The sequence below is a fragment of the Microcoleus sp. C2D2 genome (assembly GCF_036702495.1).
Taxonomy (GTDB): Bacteria; Cyanobacteriota; Cyanobacteriia; order Cyanobacteriales; family Microcoleaceae; genus Microcoleus.
The window spans coordinates 1-19,804 of record NZ_JAUBTO010000010.1; the positions used below are offsets into that span (position 1 = coordinate 1).

The following is a 19,804-nucleotide window of genomic DNA, read 5'->3' on the forward strand; positions in this document are numbered from 1 at the left end:
TGATATGGTGAATCCTATCTTAGTCTTTTTGTAAAGCCGTCCTAAAAGGACGGGGTTTCAACCCATTTCTCTGATGAAAAGAAAGTTCTAAATCCAATAAAACACTTTGTGCAGGCGATGGATTTAATATAGTCTTTGTAGCATCATGTAGTAGAATCAGAGCCTGCTCGGCCGCTTGTTTTGCCTCAATCCACCAGGATTTAGACAACTCCACTTCAGCGAGAAAGCCATAAACTCGCGCTTGTCTGAATTGGTCGTAATGGGTTTGATGGAGAACTAAGGCCTTTTGCGCCACGAGTTCTAATTTGTGCCAATCCTTCAGCCGATGCAGCACCTCTGCCCAAAAATTGATAAATTTAGCCGCTAAGTCGGGACGGTTGGCTTGTTCAAAAGCCTGTATAGACTGTTGAAAATACTCTCTGGCGCGATCGCCAGCTTGCTGATGCTCCACACGATGTCGTGCTGCATAATAACGCCACCAATCTCCAATATAAAATAGTAAAAGTCCAGAACGCGACCGATCGCCTGTTTGCTTCCACCAAGCCAAACTCTGCTCGTAATGGTGGCGAGATGCAACATCGGAATTATCCGCAACTCGACCCCAGATAAATTCCAAACCAGCTTCCAACTCAGGGTCTAACGTCACCCCTCGATGTTGCAATTCTTCACAAGCTGACTTGAGTTCAGCGCAACGCGGAGAACCATTCTCAATATCTAGTGCAGCATTATCTAAAAATACGTTGTCGCGAGAATTTAAAACCTTAGCAAACACCTCCTCAACAGTTTGCCGAATCAATTGAATCAACTCATCCACAGTCATTTGAAACTCCACCGTCGTGGCCCAACTGTGGAAATCAGGAATCAACCGAATCAGCTTGCACAGGATCGCATCTGTGACCCACAGCACTAAAGGAAAGTTAAAGTTGCGAAACTCCTCTCGGATCTGATTAGTCGCCGTCAAAACCGGGTCGATTTCGATCAGAGACTCCAGACCGACTATCATTAGTGCATTAGGCTGTTGAGCACCCAGTTCTTCTGCAATCCTAGTGTAGAGAGTTTGAACCGACTTCTCTAGCACCAATTCCCGTATCTGAACCGGACATTGCTCCCGCAACTGCTGCACAATTTGTTCCCGCAAGGTTCTGTAGTTGCAAACGGCCAAAATTAAGGAAAACTCTTCCTGAAAATAAGTAATCCCCCGGATCAGGGTTTTCAGAGATTCTTGATTAATCTGTATTAATTCGGCTGAGGAATCATTCATAACTGCAACTCTTTTGCTCCTGCTAAAATTGGGTTGATATCAAACCAACTCTCCTCTGCATCGCAATACTCAAAGACAAACAAACTCCGAAGCAGGGTTTGATATTCTTCCTCACCTCTGACGGTTTTTTGTTGCGCTACCAGCCCTAGCAGTTCCCATTCGTGGGGCGTGATTGCTTTACTCAGTTCGCTGCGCCGCTGACTAATGACTCGCTCTACCAAATCGCGGGAAAAAGGCGGATCGTCTTTTTTCATACAACTATTAAGCAGCACTAATAAGTTCCGCACATGACCGCCGCTGACTTGACAGAGGTAATCTAACGTTTCTGGCGCCTCAAACACTTCTGAAATTAAGCTGATGCGTTGCTCTGGATCTACATTAGGGAAAGCTCTTGCTAGAATCATTTGTCGGAGCAAAGCAATGCCTTCTGAACATAGACTGCCGGATCGTTCATGCACTCGCACCATCGGCAACAGTTGAGGATCTGAGCCAAAGCGATTAGTCAAAGTTTGTTTTTCATTGGAGAAAGCTAGAACTAAGGGGACGGTGTAGACAACGTGGCATTTGAGCTTGTTCAGTTGGTCTCCTCGGTCTACAAAAAGGTACTCTGGTTGAGTTATTCCTGATAACCTTGGCTTGTTATCAATCCGGTCTAAATTGTCAACAATCACGACCATTCCGGCTTTTCCTTGCTGCTTTAGTTGCTTTTGGGCGGGTTCAATTAGTTCCTGATTAATGGCTTCTAAGATATTATTGACTCGCGGCTCCAAGTGTTGTCTTAACAGAGAGCGAATATCTTTACTATCCTTTGCTTTGGTGGTGATTTCTCCTATTCCTACTGCTAGGGAAAACTTTCCTGCGTCTGCATTTATGCCGAGATCGCCCACGACAGGAACTTTAGCTTTGATTCCGGTGATTTCTGTGTTTAAAAGGTTGGCAGCTTTTTGGAGTAAATTCTGGAAACGGGTTGGCTGGAGTTGGATTTGAGCTGCCTCCAAACTCTGGCTCACTTGACGGGCGATCGCCAGTAAAATATTGCTGATATCCACATCTGCCAGATCTAAGTCTTGAGAAGACTCGAAATAGACTACGTGGAAGCTTTTTTGTTCTAACTCTGCTTTTAGCCGGGATAACTCGGTGGATTTACCGCAACCGATATGTCCGGTGAATAACTGACATATCGGCTCATCTTCAGAAAAGATTATAGCGCGTCGCAGTTCTTTAATTAAATTGCTCCCTCGCACTTCTGAAAAATCGATGTAATACTGTCGATCTTCAGGTTGGCTCAGATCGAGAGTTCGGCTGGGATTGGATGCTTTAAAAAATCTGTGTAAATCTATTGCCATCAAACCCTCACTTATATATGTCGCGCTTCAGGTTAGCCCAGATCGAGAGTCCGGCTGGGATTGGATGATTTAAAGAATCTGTGTCAATCTATTGCCATCAAACTCTCACTTATATATTATGCTCGATTAGAGTCTGCATTCAGCTTCCGATCGCTCATTGGCTCGATGCTGCCTGTGTTGGGTCATCTACACCCCTCAAACTCCAAGTGTCGGAAGTTACCGTCAGCAAACTGGTGCTTTTGATTTGACTGTGGAAAAGGTATGCTTGCAGAGTATTCGTTGGAAACACTGCCGCGCCGTTCACCGCTTTGATGGGTACATTTATTGCCCTTTGTCCACTAATGTCGAGTTTGGAACTGATTCGAGGCGTACCGATCGCAACCCCTTAAATGTGGAATAGTATAAACAACCTGCGACTGCTGTCGCCGTCAATACCAGCAATTGTCAAAATAATCTTGTTTTTCTCGACTTGGATTGTGGTGTGGCTTCCCGCAGCGATTGTGCTGGCGATCGCCCTCAAATGGCATCCACCCCAACCCTTGGGAAACAAAAAACTACCTTTACTCGCTTCCCTCTACGTGATTGTCCCCTTGATTTTATGGGCGACAAGTTGGATCGAAAACACATCTTTTGCCAACTGGGGTTGGGATTGGCAACCTGCAGTTTTCATGTCATTAATGCGGGGATTAGGATTAGGAATAATTAGCTTAGTAATTTTATTCGGCTTGCAATTAACCGCAGGCTGGCTCGAACTAAAAAAAAGCGAGACTTCCACCGAAACAGGCGAAAAAAAAATTAATTTTTGGACTTTAATCCTTAACCCTGCTAGTCTGCTGACTCTGTTATTAGCAGTGTGGATTAGCGCCACAGAAGAGTTAATCTTTCGCGGCTGCTTGCAAACGATACTCCAGCAAGATTACTCAGTGCTAATCGCAGCAGCGATCGCCAGTTTTATTTTCGCGATCGCCCACCTAATTTGGGCCGCCAAAGAAACCCTACCGCAACTGCCAGGATTGTGGCTGATGGGGATGGTTTTAACATTAGCCCGCATCGCCGACAATGGCAGTTTAGGATTGGCGATCGGCATTCACGCAGCTTGGATTTGGGGTATAACCACCGTAGATACAGAAGGCGCAATTAATCCAACAGGCCGCGCACCGGAATGGATTACAGGAATAGCAGCGAAACCGCTAGCAGGTGCAGCCGGCATTTTATTGCTACTAGCAACCGCAACCTTACTCTTCCTGACTCAAATCAGCGTTAATCAGCGCTAATCAGCTTAAATCAGCGGTAAAAATTCCGACATTAATTCAAGTGTCGATCGATCGTCACAATCGAAACCGGATTCAGCGCGTCAAAACGAGTTGAATTTCCCCCAGCCAGAGAACGCGACAATTGCACTTGCACGATTCGGTAACTCCAGTGCGGTTCCCGGCGCACCCGATCGCCCATCCAGCTCAAAACAGTAGCAATATCTTCCAAAGCATCCAAAGCCAGGACGATCGAGCCTCCTGGAAGCAGCCGCAGCGCGCAAACGCCCAAAATTTTAGTCAACCCTCCGCCACTACCGCCAATAAAAATCCGGTGCGGAGGACGCAAGCGATGCAAGATTTCCGGGGCGGTTCCGTAAATCGAGAACACATTTTGCAGCCCAAAACGGCCGTAGTTGAACTCGATCGCAGAAGTGCCAAAAACCGTTTTTTCGATCGCGTACACCTCAGACTGCGGGAATAAACGAGCAATTTCGATCGACACAGAACCGTTACCAGCACCCACATCCCAGACAACTTGTCCCGGTTGCAAAGCCAATTGTGCCAGCACCAACACCCGCACTTCCCGTTCAACCGTCAAACCAGTCTTGTCGCCACAACCGATAAAAGCTGCATCCGGTATTCCCAACAAAGGCAACTTTTCCAAATCCAAAGGTTCTGCCCTCGGCGGGGACTCCCGCAGCATCACAACCACGCTCAGCGGTGAAAAAGACTCTCCCAGCAAAGCTGACAGAGAACGGAGGCCCACGCGCTCATCAGCAGAACCCAAATTTTCGCACACCCAAAACTCGTAGCGTGTAGGCAAATCTAGAGCTTTCACCAAATTTGCCAGGGCCGCCGGAGTATGAGTTTCGTCTGCGAGCACCGCAATTTTCTCCACACCGAGTTTGAGTTTTGCCGTCAGTTCCTCAAAATAACGTCCTTGAGAGCCAACAAAATGAGCGTCTTGCCAAGGGATGTGCAAGCGATTAAAAGCCAACTGCACAGAACTGAGGTGCGGGTGAAAAGCCAATTTTTCTGCAGGCAATTGGGCAATTAACAACTTTCCCCAGCCGTAGAACAGCGGGTCACCCGCCACCAAAATTACAATGAGTTGAGGCGAGGGGGTGGAGGGGGGCGAAAAAGTCCCTGTATCTGGCTCTAAATTCGCATCAGTCGCCAACCAGCGCTTAATTTCAAGAATTGCGGTCGTCAAATCTTCCAACACCCATATCTCGCAGGAGTGCTGCGGGAAATAGCTCAAATGGATCTCGCTCCCTATTAGCAGAGCGGCCATTTCTACAACCTGCCGCGCCGAGGAACTCAGCCCAGCAGCTCCATCTAAACCTATACCAACAACGTGTACAGTCACTTTTTCAGCAAAGCTGTTTTTTTCTGGTTTTTCATAAGTTTTCTGCTTGACTTTGTTGCCAAGCCCAAATAATTAAAGCATTTAATAGGCAATATCCTGACTGTTTTGACAACTCCCCGTCCTCTTATGAGCGGGGATTCTTGGTTCATTGGGACTACTCATGTAGCTTGCCCTCCCCAAAATTCACTGCGATTTGCCCAACCGCTGTATATCCACGCTGCAACACCACTTGCGCGGCTGCAACATCTCGATTCGTTTCATAGCCACACGTTTGACATCTATGTACCCGTTCGGATAGTTCTTTTTTCCCTGTATGGGTTTGACATAAGGGGCAGGTTTGACTTGTTCGGTTTGGGTTTACAGATGCGAAGTATGCACCTCGCTTAAAGCAAACATGACCCAAGATATTCAGGAACTGACCAAACCCTGCATCAAGCGTGTGCTTGCTGATCATTCCGGCTGACATTGCTTTAAGGTTCAAGTCCTCAGCAAATACTGTTTGGGCTGCGTTACATAAATGATGTGCGGTCTTGAAATGAAAGTAAGAGCGACTGTTCGAGATGTATTCGTGGTGCAAGCCTATTTGGTGATGAATTTGACGAAACTTTCTAGAGCCTTTTTTCTTGCGCTTGAGTTGACGTTGCAGCAATTTCAGCTTGCGTTGTCCATCCACAAAGAATCGAGGTCTATCAATCAATTCACCATCAGAAGTTGCCAAAAAATGTCCTAACCCTAAATCAATCCCTAATCCATGCCCTGAAGGTGAGGCTTGAGACACTTCGACATCACATTGCAAAGTGAGCATGGCATAGTAGCCAGAAGCCCTTTTAATAACGCGAATTTGCTTGACATCAAACCCTTGAGGGATTGGACGCGACAGGTGCATTTTGACGCTTCCAATCTTGGGCAGGTTGACCCAATCGGCACCATCAAATCGTTTAACGGATTCTAGATTCAATTGAGGGAACACAAATGAGCGCATCCGCTTTTTGAATCTAGGAAAACCGTGTCCTCGTTCCCACATCGCCACAAACGCTGCCTCTAGTTGGCGCAACGCCTGCTGCAAGACATGGGTGTGAGGCAGTTTCAACTCAGGAATTAACTTCTTTGCGAATGCCAATGATTTGCATTGCCGGGCAAAGGTTGGACGCGGTGCATCATCCGGGATAATGTATTCCTGCTTAATGCTGCACGAGTTGATATCACACTTACGAGAATTAACCCAATCTTTTCGTTCTCGCAATGCAAAGTTGTAGACCTTGCGGCAAATATTGAGCCACAGGTCGAAAGTCTGGCGTTGCGTATCGGTAGGAATGAGCTTGTACTCGTAGGTTAGATTTAACATACAATCATTGTAGAGGACACCTGAATAAATGCGGTGCTGTTTATTCAAAAACCTCTCGGAGAGATTCCGAACCGAAAGTCCCCCTAGAAGGGGGAGGCTTGTATCCCAATTTTTTGGTCACAGGGGAGAGGAGCCGATGGGGAGAGTGGGCGAGAGAGTGGGAGATGGGAAAAAATCTTCCTTCTTCCCTCTTTCCTCTTCCCTCGGACTTCTTCACCCTTGAGTTCGTTAAAACTCAAAAACAGGCCAATCCGGTTGCCGGAGGTAGCTGGTCATGTCGTCAAACTTCCGCAGTTCCACTCGGTTTACGGACAGTTCTTGCGGCGTGTCCAGCCATTGCTCGTTTAATTCCGACAGCAAAGCGCACAAGCGAGCGCGGTCTAGGTTCGGCCCGGTGTCCCCAAAATAAGCCAGAGTAATGTGTGCCGTAAAATGATATTGCTGTTCGATTCCCAAAGCAATTAAATCGGGATTTTGATAGATCGATCGGCGAAACTCCAGAATTTGCTTGTAAGAGTTTTCGTCCGTCGGTGCTAAACAAACACCCACCGATCTAGTCATCACCATCAACCCCAGCACTATCCAGCGAATGGGAGAGCCCCCAGCCAAGGGTTTGCAGGCGGCAAAACGATCGGCCATGCGCGAGCGCAGTTGCTCCTCAAATTCTGGATTTTTATCAGAGGCATCTCGAAAAGCGCTGTCCCAAATCAAATCGGCTACGGTTAAATGGAAGCTATCAGGAGGCAGTGCCACGAGCGCACCCTCCCCTATTTCCTGCAATAGCCGTTGTTGGCTCGAGTGCAAATTACTATAAAATGCAGCATTTTCTGCATCTTCCCCCGCAGGCGGCGTAATCACTGAATAACCTGGAAAAGGTACAGGAGTTCTCCGGCCTGCTTCGTCGGGCTTAAATTTTGGAGATTCCTGAATGTGTTCCACCTGGGACTTGTAGGAGTCCAGCAGCGTCATTCGCGCCACCCGATTTACGTAAGCTTGATAAGTATCATCCAATCTTGATTTCCTCGCGGTGACATACTCCCAAACCAAATTTTATATTATGGTGCGGGCTTCCAACAGTTCAATTCAGGATATGTTGGACAAGCCTCGCGTGCAACTCTGATTTTTTTGGCTACTGAGCGTTTTTCATGCAAATTTACCTGTATTGGGGGGAAGACGACTTTGCGATCGCGCAAGCTGTGACAAGTTTGCGCCAAACAGTCCTCGACCCCAACTGGGCTAGTTTTAACTATGACAAGATTATTGCCGATTCCGCCGGAGCTGTGGTCGAAGGGCTCGATCGAGCCTTAACGCCCCCCTTCGGTACCGGCAGCCGTTTTGTCTGGCTGGCAAATACGACTGTAACGCAGCAGTGTTCTCAAGAACTATTAGTCCAATTGGAACGAACACTGCCAGTGATTCCCCCTACCACCGTGCTGCTGCTGACATCCGTCAAAAAACCCGACAGTCGGCTCAAATCTACCAAGTTACTCGTCGGGTCCGCCCAAGTGCGGGAATTTTCACCGATTCCGCCTTGGAATGACAAAGAATTAGCCCAGCGGGTGCGCCAAGTCGCCGCCGAAATGAACGTAAAATTGACCGCCACAGCGATCGAACTTTTGGCCCGATCCATTGGCAGCGATACCCGCCAGCTATACAGCGAACTGGAAAAATTGCTGCTGTTTGCGGGCAACCGCAGCCAACCTCTGAACCCGGAGGAAGTTGCAGCACTGGTGCACTGTCACGCCGAAAATACCTTCCAGCTAGCCGATGCGATTCGCTCCGGCAATACCTCGGCCGCTTTGGATTTATTGGCCGGCTTAACGGCCCGCAACGAGCCTGGTTTGAGGATTGTGGCTGGCTTGACTGGTAAGTTTCGGATTTGGCTGTGGGTAAAGGCGATGATCCAAGCGGGCGATCGCGATGATAAAATTGCTCAAGCTCTAGACCTCGGCAATCCCAAACGAGTATACTATTTTCGCCAAGAAGTCAAGAATGCTAGCTTAGACAAACTGCAAAAAAGTTTGCCCTTGCTCCTAGACTTAGAAGCTTCTTTAAAACGGGGGCGAGAAGAAATCTCAACCCTGCAAACCAAAGTTATAGAACTTTCTAGCTTGTTTCGCTGAGGTCCGACACGGCACAGGATCTGCCCCTTACTGTAAATTTTTACAACAAATTTCGATAGCGGCTATGTGCTTGATGCCGGATCGCGGGCCAAAAGGTCAATAGATACTAGAAATACTCTCAGAATGCCAAAGTAGAAGTTAATGTGGTAAATAAATATTGTCCGCCGAATGCCGATCGGTTAATATTATTTGCCGGCTCTCCACCCCCCCCAACAAAAGAGCGCTACCCATGACACAACAGAACCCGCGGGAACTGCTCAAGCAGGGCGATCCAAAAGCGATCGCATCTAGCATCAACCGTACACTCAAACCCAAAGGCATCAACGCTGATGTGACGCGGGACAACGGCTGCCTCCACATAAATCTGGAGTCAGACAAAGTACCCGATCAAATGGTATTGGTCGATTTCATCCGCACCGGCATGACGAAGCTGGGACTCGAATCAATTCACACTGTAAAGGTCTACGGGCGTCGAACAGGTGACGGTGAGCCTGCGTGGGAAGATGAAATCGATCTGATGCCTGAAGACCCAATGCCTTACGGCCTGGAGAGTGGAATGCCTGACGACTCTGTAGGTTTAGATGATGTCGAGCCCGAAGGCGAAGACTATTATCAAGATGGAGAATTCGATCGAGATGAGGAAGAGGAAGACGAAGACGAAGACGAAGACGAAGACGAAGCCCCGCCTCCGAAAAAACAATTCCCCAAATGGGTAATACCTGTGGGTCTGTTAGTGCCTGTGGCGGCGCTCGCAGGGCTTTTCTTTACTAAAAATCTCCCCTTCGGCGGCGGCTCCAACCCAGAACCGAACCCCCCGGAAGCCGCTTCCCCCTCCCCCAAACCCTCATCTCCCGCTTCTAAAGCCACCGCACCGTCTCGGACCGCATCTCCGGGTATCTCACAGGCAGAATCTCCTGCACCAAAAGCGGCTCCCACTGCGGAGGCTCCCGCAAGCCCAGCTCCGACATCTCCACCACCCAAAGCTGCACCAGCCTCTGAGGCGCCTAAGGCAGCCTCTCCTGCACCAAAAGCCGCCGCCCCTAAGCCTGACTCTTGGAGGGAAGCCGTTAACAAAGCTCAGAGGGCAGCAATTTTGGCCCAGACGGCTCAGTCTCAAAATGAGTGGATCGCAGTAGCAAGCGAGTGGCAGCAAGCGGTTAAGCTCGCCAGAGCCGTGCCGTCAACCAGCCCGAACTATCAAAAAGCTCAGCAAAAAGCGGCAGAGTATCAGGCTAATCTGATTGTTGCCAACCGCAGGGCGGCGGCTGCGCCTTAATAGTTTTGAGTTTTGAGTTTTGAGTTTTGAGTTGAATACTCGATGTGCTAAAAGTCAAAAGTCAAAAGCCAAAAGTAAAAAATATTGTTTTTACTGAAAGCTTTATTAGCTTTTGACTTTTTTCAATTTTATTAAAATTTCATTTAACTTTACCTATTGCTTTAACTCCAAAAGCGGTATTTTTTTCCTTTCAATCGTTTTTAAGCCAATTATAGTTTCATCTTGACACCAATATTTGAGCCGATTTTTTGCTGGCTTTGGGGTAGTAGACTCTAACCGGCAAGATACTTTGAGCAATTTTTTTAGTTTTTTTTATTTCGATAAATGCAGACTCATCTTTTCTATTTATCAAACATCTTGGTACTTTTAATTGGGCTTGACTGCGATAGTAATTGCTTTTCTAATGTTTGATATTTAACCGACGAAAATTAAGATTTATTTTCTACCCATTTACCAATTTATTTGTAACTCTTAAAATGACAGGATTCTTCACTTAATTTTTGCGAAATTCCGGCTATTACGGCTGAGGGGATTACTCGGGATCTACCAGTTGCTTGCCGTATTTTTAACATTTATTGCAGACCGCCAGCCCTATTTTGTTTGAACCATCTATAGCCTTTCTCAGTAACATGAGGTACTATCGGGCCCACGGGCATAGGGCCCACGGGCATAGGGCATACCTCACAACGCGATCGAACCGCTATATGTACAGTAATTCTATGTACACCTCGCACGTTCACCTACATCTGTAACGCTTTGGCTCGATCCACCCTTTAACCAATCTCAGTGTCTAAATTTTTTGTCGATTAATTATAGTTCACGGCGCTGCGACCCAATTATTTTTAACTCGTCTGCGGTTAAATCAATTCTTTCTTGGTAGTTGAGTTTCATAAAATATTCCTCAAACTCTCAGCTTCATCGTAGCAATTTTTTGGGGACTGGTATTAACATTCCTTTATTTACCTTGATTTTTTTGGCAGACCTACTTATATGTATATAGCGATGGTTCCGCTTGCACTCTTGTAAAAACAACACTAACTCAAAAAACACAGAAACAACCCGATCGATCAAAGAAACCGGGTTGCTAAACACAGCGCTGGGGTTAAATCTGTTCTTCCCCTTGATTAAGACGCTGAATTCCGGGATTATCCTCGACAGGAACAATACCATCTTGTGGAATATTGACGATGCCTGTGAATGGCTCTTGGCTGGTTTTTAAAGCTTCTTCCTTGTTTTTGCGATCGGCAATTTCGCGCTGCAACTTATCAATCGTCCGTTGAAAACGAGCTGCTTGTCTGAGCATTTCTTGTTCTGAAAATTCTAGCAATTGAATCAGATTGCCAACTTGAAATTCCAGTAATTGGTTTTCACTAACATTGTTATTCATAACAAGATTTCTAGCAGTATGTGAAGGTTCAAAAACACTTTCTTCTTCGTAAACTGAGAGGGAATTTTTTACACTAACTGCCAAATTTTTAAACATTTCAGCCGTGCTTTGGGGAATTTTAACTTTCAGGAACATCACTACAGCAAACAAACTTCCGGACGGTAGAAGTCCCCCAAATCCCAAGACAGACTTGATTTGGTACGGGATAATTAAGGAATCTTGCTCCGGAATAAACGGGCTGCCTTTTGCGTCTGGTACGTGAAAAATATTTAATACTGCAGGCTCTAATTGCAGGAATCTTTCTGGCTCGAGTCCGAGGAATGTAGGAATGTCTAAACCGAACTGCCGGATTATTTCCGAAATCGCCGGCATTTGAGCCACTAATTGTGTACTAACTAACGGAATAGCTGTATTTTTTGCTGCTGTGTGCCGAGAATTCCACTGCGGTTCTGTGCCTGCTGCTGCTAGCAGAGTCCAACATTTCATGTCGGCGGCGGGGGGATAGCCGTTCATCAAGCAGCGGGCGGATTGTTGCAATGAGTCTTCTAATTCCCCGTAGGGATGAGTTTTGAACAAACGCACTAAGGCACAGCTATTTTCTCCAGTTTGCGCATCGCAAAAATGTTGGTAAATATAGTTAACTATCTTCTGGCTGCTGGCTTCCATACTAGCAGTATTTCTACCTAAGTGGCGCAGGACTAAGCTGCATTTCGCCATGTCTTGGGGGGTAAATAGGGTAATATCGTACATTAAAAAAGGCTCTCCCAGAGATCAAAAACTCTTTTTCATTTATCGTTAAGGCAGCTACCGCATCCGGAATCCTACTGAGAGTTTTGAACAAAGCGTTAGTTAAAATATGTAGAAAATTTGTCCGCAAAATGCAGCGGTTGTCTGGAAGGATACAGAAATTTAGATTAAGGCCAAAAAAATTTATCCCGTAGGGTGCGCCACCAGGACAGAAAAGCCGATGTATAGTGTTTGAAAGGATTTTATTACGATGACTGGCGTAGAGAGATTAAAGCAACGGGGCTTTTCAACCGATATCCCTCCCGTTTTAAGTAAGTGGGTAAAAATAAACCTAAGGGGGGAGGGCGGGTTTTACACTCATCAACTCGCTTCTAGTATAGATAATACGCGCTTTCGCGCCCCAACAAAACCCTACAAGATATTATTGTTTTTTCGTGCCGTTATACTTACTGCTAATTGTGGTACATATAACTCGGTTTCTGGGTAAGTAACATTCACCGAAATCCTATAAAGCCAAGCTGCAATTTTTCTGGCGGGCGATGGCGCGCTGATGTCGAAAACTGGTAATATTTCGGTCGTCTTGGACGCATAAACTGGGTTTTTTAACGGAGAAAAAACCCGGTTTCTTTGGTTTGGGTAAGTAGATGCTGTGTTCAAAACTTTTAACCACCTCAAACAACTCTACTCTGCAGGTTGAGACTTTGCTTGCCCAGCATCTTTAGCAGACAATCCCTGATCTTGAACGCCAAAATACCACAAACTAGCAGCAGCTTCGGCGCGAGTCACGGGTTTCTTGGGCTGAAACAGAGTAGTAAAACCAAAAACGCGGCGAATATTCGCCAAATCTCCATTGTTAAAATCAGCTAAAACGGCCCGCGACGCCTGAGAATCAATTTTAGAAGCATCTTGAAAACCCCACTTTTCTTTCACTCCTTCAATGTTAGCTGTCGGCAAAACTTGACGAGTATCTAAAGGCACTTTCCAGAGAATCATTGTTTCGCGAGTTAAAGGTGCATCCGGCCGAAATTTCACATCTTTAGTTTCTCCCGAAAGGGAACTCGGAATTACACCGGCTTCTGCTAAACCTTGAATTGCTGAAAAATCCGGCTCAGTTTTGGGTAGGTCAGAAAATGCCGGTTCGCTAGAGTCTACTGCTAATCTAATTTGTTTGGCTTGACGGCTAGCATAAATCTGATTGTTAGCTGCTACTAACCAGCGGGCGTATTCGCGGCGAGTGACAATTTTGTTGGGTTTGGGCAAAGTGCTGGCAGTTTCTAAATTAGCACTGTCTGTCGAGCGCACTTTCAGCACTTCCAACTGAGTTAAATCTGCCACATACTGCCGCAACTGTTGAGGAATTTGACCCTGTTGTTCGCTAACTTTTGCTGATATTGGCGAGGCGGATGGCGTTGGAGTAGTTCCCTCTGAATTAGATGGAGAAGGTGTTGGTGTTGGAGATGCGCTAGACTCGGAATTATTAGGTTGGGGACTGGCGGCAATTTCTGGGCTGTCTTTGTTGTAGTCGATCGCAAATTCTGTAGAACCCCCTACTTTCTGAGTAGGAGAAAGCGACACTGTTACCCGCAAATTATCTCGGGTTGCTACGAAAGAACCTTGTCCCTCGGCTGTTGGGCGGCTGACTATTTCCCAGTTGCGGCGCCCAAACTCTGTGGAGTAAAAGTTCTGAACGGAATTAACCGGATCTGTGCTCTCCCAGCGCAGGCGCACATTTTTTTGCGACGGATCGGTTTCCCCGCCAACTTCGATTAACTGAGCATTACGATATAGTGGAATCTCTGTCGGGAAATCGGGAGGAAGTTTGGCGGTAGAGTTTGTGTCAACGGCTGTCGCTGGTGGCGGGGAAGAGAAAACCACTGGGTTTTGTTTTAATGTGGGATCGGCGGCTAAAGCTTCTTCGAGTGCCTTGCTGTTGGGGCTGTTTGCACAAGCTGTGACAGCAGCCAGCAGACACACAGCCAGCCAAGTATGTACAGCAGCTAGTATATTGGTTTTATTGGTTTTATTGGTTTTAGCTGGCGATCGCTCGATCGAGTTGCCTCGCCCTTGAGTAAATATAATATTCAGCATAAATCCCCCCTTTGCGGATATATTTCTAGGCTAGCGCAGATCGATCTGGTTCATATAATTTTTACCCAAATGAAATTCCTGTATTTACTCCTAGTTACTGCTACATTACTTGTCTCGCCTCTGGAGTTTGCCAGTCCCGCAAAAGCTCAACGAGCCCCGCTGCAGCCAGCACTTCAGACGCCAGAGTGGCAGCCATTTTGCTCGGCGATGGGTCAGTTTGCGATCGATATGCCGGGAACTCCCAAAATTAATTCCGAAATTTTTTCAACTCAAATTATTGCTCATACATACAGATCCAGCTTAAAAAACAAAGAAACTTATTTACTTCAATACTTTGACCTAGATTTCCGGAGGAGCAACAATAATATTAAAATTACTTTAAATAATGCCGTGGATTTTTTTGTCGTGGGGGCGAATGCTAAATTGTTGCAAGTGCGGGATATTTCCCTCGGAGGCTATCCGGGAAAAGAGTTTGAGTTTCAGCCGCTTTCCGCCAGTGAATCTGTAGGTGTAGGTCAAGTTTTCTTGGTGGAAACGCGCGTTTACGGGCTGGTTGCCACTACCCCAGAACCAGAAAATGCTCAAAAATTTCTCGACTCTTTTCGTTTGTTTTGAAGCAGGGAGCTCGGCAAGGATCCGTGCACGGGATTTAACGGATTTAACGGATGGATGTTGAAGGATGAAGTCAATCGATTTTAGATTTTAGATTTTAGATTTTAGATTTTAGAATTGAAGAAAGCAACCCCACTGATAAATCCGGGGGCTTGTACCCTGGCTGCTTTCGGTCAGAGGTTCGAGGTGCGAGGGAAAAATTAGTTGGCAGTGGCGATCGAATTTATTCATAAAGCTTACCCTTTTAAACTTGGTTTATAGGAAAATACTGCCTTTGGCAAGGAAAAATGAATCCATCTACCGGGTTTCTCAGGAATAATGCCGTCAGAAGTCATTAAGTTAAATGTGACTTAAGACCTTATTTTGTTTTTTGTACTCTATCTAACGGCATAGATAAATTTTACACCTGTGGAGCGATGTAGATACTCCCTCAAGTTTATATATTTGATATAAGGATTTTAAAATCGCAGAAAGCACAAGCAAAGATGCTCTCTTGCTCCATCTGGCTCCCATCTGGCTCAACGAAGTCAGGGAAGTCAGGCTCATCGAAAGCTTACCCGGAGGTTATTAACATATTATGAACAAACTAACACCCATTCTCCTCAGCGGCATCCTATTATTTGGAGCTGCTGCTTGCAGCGAGGGGGCTAAAACTAGCGCTGATGCTCCTAATTCTACGACAGAAAATAGCCCCAGCCCGCCCCCTGCCGAGGCTGTTCAAAAAACTCAGGGTGACGCAACTAGCGATATTCGCAAAGCACAAGCAAATTCTGATATCAGGGCCAGAGAACAGCGCAACAATGTGACCGGTGGCGATGCAACAAGAGCTGATGGCGACCTGCAAAGTGAAGTACGATCCAAGTTAGAAGTAAACATCACTAAAGGTGCGCTAACTGTTGATGCAAAAGATGGGGTTGTCACGGTAGGTGGCACAGTTCCCAATCAAACTGATTTAGCTAAAATTGAGCCGCTAGCTAAAGAGATTAAGGGTGTCACACAGGTGAATGTTACGGCTGTTGTCGCTCCCGCTGCATCCGAATCGCCTAGCAGCAAGCAATAAATTAGAAGGAAAAAGGAAGAGGGAAAGAAGGTAGAAGGCAGAAGGAGAAGTCCGAGGGAACAGCGAATAGAGAACACGGAAAGTTGGGCATTTTAAGATTGCTTCCGGAGGGGAGCGCAACGTTTACGTGACTCTCTCGGGGGAGCGGGGTTTGAAGTTTAAAGTTTAAAATTTACGCACTCAAAACTCGCGCGCTGTCTGAAATTTCCCATTCCCTATTTCCGCTTTCCAATTCCTGAGAATTAGTTAGAAACCAGCCAGAAGATAGAGACCGAAGTTATTCCCAGCGACCGATGAAAAATGTTGGGAAAGAAGGACTAAATGTGATTGATGACAGCAAGCAGAGCCTAAATTCTGTAGTTGTGAAAAAGTAGTATAGTTTGTAGGAGAAAGAAAATGGCTTTAGGTCAACATAAGCGAGCTGTAGGAGCATTTTCTAATTACCGAGATACGGAACTAGCCCTGATAGAACTGCAAAGTACCGGGTTTCCGATGAATAAAGTTTCGGTAGTTGGGGAAAATCTCGATAACAATGAAATTGCGGGCGCAAGCGCTGGTAAGGGTACCGACGAGAAAGTCGGTGGTGGCGCGAAAGCAGGCGCGACAGCGGGAGTCGTGACGGGCGGTTTGATTGGGTTGCTCGGAAGCATTGGGGCGCTGGCGATTCCGGGAGTGGGTCCGGTGATGGCGGGGGGCGCGATCGCAACTTTGCTGGCAGATACTGCGATCGGAGGCGCGATTGGGGCCGCAACAGGCGGTTTGCTGGGCGGTTTGGTCAGTTTGGGAGTTCCTGAAGGAAAAGCTAAAGCTTATAGCGATCGCGTCTCGCGCGGAGAATATTTGGTATTCGTAGAAGGAACAGATGCGGATCTTGCCACAGCCGAAGGAATTATGAGCGTGCGGGGCATTCACGATTGGGGCATTTACGATGTGCCGGCAGACACCGGCCGCAGAGATTCGGCCCGCCACAAGCGCGCGGTAGGCGTATTTTCAACCCGCCGCGAGACGGAACACGCGCTGGGAGAACTTAGAAATGCCGGTTTTGACATGGATCGGGTTTCGGTCATCGCTAAGGATGCTGACTCTAAAGGGGAGATCGCAGGCCTTGACGTGCAGGAAACCGCGGACAGCAAGGCCGATGAAGGGGCGACTAAGGGCGCACTCACAGGTGGCACTTTGGGCGGTTTGACAGGCTTGTTGGTAGGTCTGGGCCTAGTGGCAATTCCGGGAATCGGGCCGATTATGCTGGCAGGAGCCTCAGCTACGGCGATCGCCACTACACTCGCCGGTACGGCTTTGGGTGCGGCTGCAGGCAGCTTGATCGGAGCTTTAGTCGGTATGGGAATTCCCGAAGAGGAAGCTAGAGCATACAACGATCGCGTGGCAAGGGGAGATTACTTGGTACTGGTTGACGGCAGCGAAGCAGAAGTCGCTAAAGCTGAAACCATTCTCAGCCGCGGAGGCATTCAGCATTGGAACACCTACGACTATCCCAGCGTCGATACTTCTCGGGCTGATTACGGCGCTCCAGGTACTCCGGGCGTTGATACTACGGCTGATATTTACGATCCCAATCAGGGCGTTACCCCCCGCCCTCTGATTTAATACTTCAGACTTGGTGTGGGTATTGTTTCTACGTACTGCAGGGTAGTCGCAGTCGCGCACTCGGATTGTGGAAAGCGATCGAGCCAATACGGGCGAGCTAGGGGTTTTGCACTTCCTCGGTAAAATTATCTCAAAAGTCGGCTTTTTCTCTGAAAGTCGGCTTTTGTTTTGTTCTGGAAACTTAAAAAAAAGCGACCAGTCAAAAGTTTAATTTTGATTGGCGAGGTGGGATTTGCGTCGGCGGCTCGATCGGCGGACTTTATTTTTACACCCTAAATCCGCAGTGTGTTTTTAGCTATTAGACGGGAAGCCCCGCGCTGTACCTGTACTCAGGTCAGCGTCGGGATGAGAGGCGCGATTGTCTTGCGGAGGCTATCCGACCGATGCCGCAGCCCAGAAAGGATAGCACTGCCGAGACAATCAAATGCAAGCCCTGCAACTGCACTAAAGATTCTTTTGACACTCCCTGACCTAAAGGACAGGGATTCTTAATTCAGCGACTGACCTTAAAATGTTGCGTCCTTTCAGCAATACTCAAACTTTTTAACCGTAGAAATCCTACCAATTAACGAGCCTGATTCGCAGTCATCCCAGAGGATCTATCTCCAAAAGCGTACTAGGATATTTACAAGCGAGTTGGGGTATGCCCTACCCTACTTAACAAGATTAAATAGTTTGTTTCTCTGGTTAAAGGAACTGTGTTAAGCCCCTAGCTGTTTATAGAGTTTTCGCCGCTATGAGTCCCCCGGTTTACGCGCCAAAGTGTGTCGTTAACTGTTTTTATGCACTCCGGGCGCAGGAATTTAACCTTGACTACTCTAGTATACTAGAAATTTCCTGACTTTTAGGGAGGATTTAAGAAATTAAAGCCGTCCTAGAAGGACAGGGTTTTAGACCCACTTTCCTTGATAAACAATCAGGGTTTATGCTAAGAGAGAGGGATGTTGAAAGCAGTCAAGGTCAGAATTTACCCCAGACAGGAGCAGTTCATCACGCTAGCCAAGCATTTCGGCTGTACGCGGTGGCTGTGGAATCACTCGCTAGCCGTGATGACGGAAACGTATAAAACGACTGGTAAGGGATTGTCTGGTTTGACGATGAAAAAGCGTATTCCTGCTTTGAAAGTTGAGCATGAGTGGCTGAAAGAATGCTATTCACAATGCTTGCAGCAATCTGTTTTGAATTTGGGGCAAGCATTTGTCAACTTCTTTGAGGGTAGAGCAAAATATCCTAACTTCAAATCAAAACATCATCGGCAGTCGGTTCAGTTTCCTCAAAACGTTACGGTTGTATCGGATTCAGCAATCTTGTTCCCTGGTTTGCTGGGTCTTGTTGCAGCTAAGGTTCATAGGCCAATCGAAGGGACTTTGAAGACGGTCACGGTGTCTAAAAATCCTGACGGGAATTACTTTGCATCACTGCTCATTGAAGATGGAAAATTATCGCCTAAATCAAGTCGTGAAGGTTCTGCGATTGGAATCGATCTAGGATTGACTGACTTTGCTATCACTTCTGATGGTTCAAAGTATGCTAATCCTAGGCATCTCAAAAAGCATGAGCGTAACCTAAAACGTAAACAGCGCAAGCTATCTAGACGAAAAAAGGGGAGCAACAACCGTAATAAAGCTCGAATCAAAGTTGCCAAGGTGCATGGCAAAATCTCAATAGTTAGAGAAGACTTTCATCACAAGCTATCCCGCAAGATAGTCAACGAGAACCAAGTGATTGTGGTGGAAGACCTAGCGGTCAAGAACATGGTTAAAAACCATAACCTAGCCAAAGCCATCAGTGATGTAGGTTGGGGGCAGTTTTGTACCATGCTCAAATACAAAGCAGAGTTTGAAGGCAAGGTATATCTAGAAATTGGACGATTCTTCCCAAGCTCGCATCTTTGCTCAAAGACGCTGTTACCGCTAGAGAAAATGGATCTGTCGGTTCGCTCGTTTGTTTGTCCCCATTGCCAAGAACGGCACGATCGGGATATCAATGCAGCGATCAATATCAGAAATGAAGGCTTGCGGATCTGGGCCTCAGGAAGTGGGGTTACTGCTCTAGGACGCAATGTAAGACCAAAGGGAGGAAGGCTTAAGTCTACCCTCTCGCTCGGCTATTGCGATTGATTAGAGAAGCCCGCGCTGTATTGCTTGCAATCAGCGTCGGGTACTTCACTCTGTAACACTCACTACAGCTCGATTGCCAACCCCGCAGTATTATCAAATTTGATGACATAAATTACAGCAGATATTGCTCGGTTAGTCAAAGAGCGACTATCTTTAATTATGGGGCTGCTAATTTCAGCAACTTATAGAGGTGAAGTAGCCAGTCCCGCGCG

General features: G+C 46.8%; 14 protein-coding genes. 7 read left to right on the forward strand and 7 right to left on the reverse strand.

What is annotated here, in order from left to right:
- Nucleotides 1-19: 19 nt before the first annotated feature.
- Both QUB61_RS05575 and QUB61_RS05580 read right to left on the reverse strand, forming a co-directional pair.
- A complete protein-coding gene (locus tag QUB61_RS05575; protein ID WP_333124725.1) occupies nt 20-1,261 on the reverse strand; it encodes a hypothetical protein in 1,242 nt (413 codons plus the stop codon).
- Nucleotides 1,258-2,607: a P-loop NTPase fold protein gene (locus QUB61_RS05580; protein WP_333124728.1), complete on the reverse strand. Its 1,350-nt coding sequence runs from the start codon at nt 2,605-2,607 to the stop codon at nt 1,258-1,260. The genes QUB61_RS05575 and QUB61_RS05580 overlap by 4 nt, the downstream gene beginning before the upstream one ends.
- 389 nt (nt 2,608-2,996) lie before the next feature.
- Here QUB61_RS05580 and QUB61_RS05585 point away from each other — a divergent pair, with 389 nt between their 5' ends.
- The gene (locus QUB61_RS05585) at nt 2,997-3,881 is read left to right on the forward strand and encodes a CPBP family intramembrane glutamic endopeptidase (RefSeq protein ID WP_333124731.1); all 885 of its coding nucleotides are present in this window, start codon (nt 2,997-2,999) and stop codon (nt 3,879-3,881) included.
- A 31-nt stretch (nt 3,882-3,912) separates the two neighbouring features.
- On the opposite strand, the gene cbiE is transcribed toward QUB61_RS05585, so the two are convergent.
- The 3 genes from cbiE to QUB61_RS05600 form a co-directional block, all read right to left on the reverse strand.
- Entirely contained in the window at nt 3,913-5,229 is a 1,317-nt protein-coding gene (gene cbiE, locus QUB61_RS05590; RefSeq protein ID WP_333124734.1) for a precorrin-6y C5,15-methyltransferase (decarboxylating) subunit CbiE, read from the reverse strand.
- A 154-nt stretch (nt 5,230-5,383) separates the two neighbouring features.
- A complete protein-coding gene (locus QUB61_RS05595; RefSeq protein ID WP_333124939.1) occupies nt 5,384-6,574 on the reverse strand; it encodes a transposase in 1,191 nt (396 codons plus the stop codon).
- Between the two features lie 228 nt (nt 6,575-6,802).
- A complete protein-coding gene (locus QUB61_RS05600; protein WP_333124941.1) occupies nt 6,803-7,543 on the reverse strand; it encodes a DUF1868 domain-containing protein in 741 nt (246 codons plus the stop codon).
- A 176-nt stretch (nt 7,544-7,719) separates the two neighbouring features.
- Here QUB61_RS05600 and holA point away from each other — a divergent pair, with 176 nt between their 5' ends.
- Together holA and QUB61_RS05610 are read left to right on the forward strand one after the other, a co-directional pair.
- The gene (gene holA / locus QUB61_RS05605; RefSeq protein ID WP_333124736.1) at nt 7,720-8,697 is read left to right on the forward strand and encodes a DNA polymerase III subunit delta; all 978 of its coding nucleotides are present in this window, start codon (nt 7,720-7,722) and stop codon (nt 8,695-8,697) included.
- Nucleotides 8,698-8,926: 229 nt separating this feature from the next.
- On the forward strand, nt 8,927-9,973 hold the full coding sequence (locus QUB61_RS05610) for a hypothetical protein (RefSeq protein ID WP_333124739.1): 1,047 nt from the start codon (nt 8,927-8,929) through the stop codon (nt 9,971-9,973).
- Between the two features lie 1,102 nt (nt 9,974-11,075).
- Here QUB61_RS05610 and QUB61_RS05615 read toward each other — a convergent pair.
- Together QUB61_RS05615 and QUB61_RS05620 are read right to left on the reverse strand one after the other, a co-directional pair.
- The gene (locus QUB61_RS05615; RefSeq protein ID WP_333124741.1) at nt 11,076-12,110 is read right to left on the reverse strand and encodes a histidine kinase; all 1,035 of its coding nucleotides are present in this window, start codon (nt 12,108-12,110) and stop codon (nt 11,076-11,078) included.
- A gap of 678 nt (nt 12,111-12,788) precedes the next feature.
- A complete protein-coding gene (locus QUB61_RS05620; RefSeq protein ID WP_333124744.1) occupies nt 12,789-14,195 on the reverse strand; it encodes an S-layer homology domain-containing protein in 1,407 nt (468 codons plus the stop codon).
- 69 nt (nt 14,196-14,264) lie between these two features.
- On the opposite strand from QUB61_RS05620, the gene QUB61_RS05625 reads away from it, so the two are divergent.
- The 4 genes from QUB61_RS05625 to QUB61_RS05640 all read left to right on the forward strand — a co-directional run bounded on the left by QUB61_RS05625 (nt 14,265) and on the right by QUB61_RS05640 (nt 19,592).
- A complete protein-coding gene (locus tag QUB61_RS05625; protein ID WP_333124747.1) occupies nt 14,265-14,810 on the forward strand; it encodes a hypothetical protein in 546 nt (181 codons plus the stop codon).
- Between the two features lie 574 nt (nt 14,811-15,384).
- On the forward strand, nt 15,385-15,867 hold the full coding sequence (locus tag QUB61_RS05630; RefSeq protein ID WP_333124750.1) for a BON domain-containing protein: 483 nt from the start codon (nt 15,385-15,387) through the stop codon (nt 15,865-15,867).
- A 396-nt stretch (nt 15,868-16,263) separates the two neighbouring features.
- The gene (locus QUB61_RS05635) at nt 16,264-17,472 is read left to right on the forward strand and encodes a general stress protein (protein WP_333124753.1); all 1,209 of its coding nucleotides are present in this window, start codon (nt 16,264-16,266) and stop codon (nt 17,470-17,472) included.
- 941 nt (nt 17,473-18,413) lie between these two features.
- Nucleotides 18,414-19,592: an RNA-guided endonuclease TnpB family protein gene (locus tag QUB61_RS05640; protein ID WP_333124756.1), complete on the forward strand. Its 1,179-nt coding sequence runs from the start codon at nt 18,414-18,416 to the stop codon at nt 19,590-19,592.
- Nucleotides 19,593-19,804 lie beyond the last annotated feature (212 nt).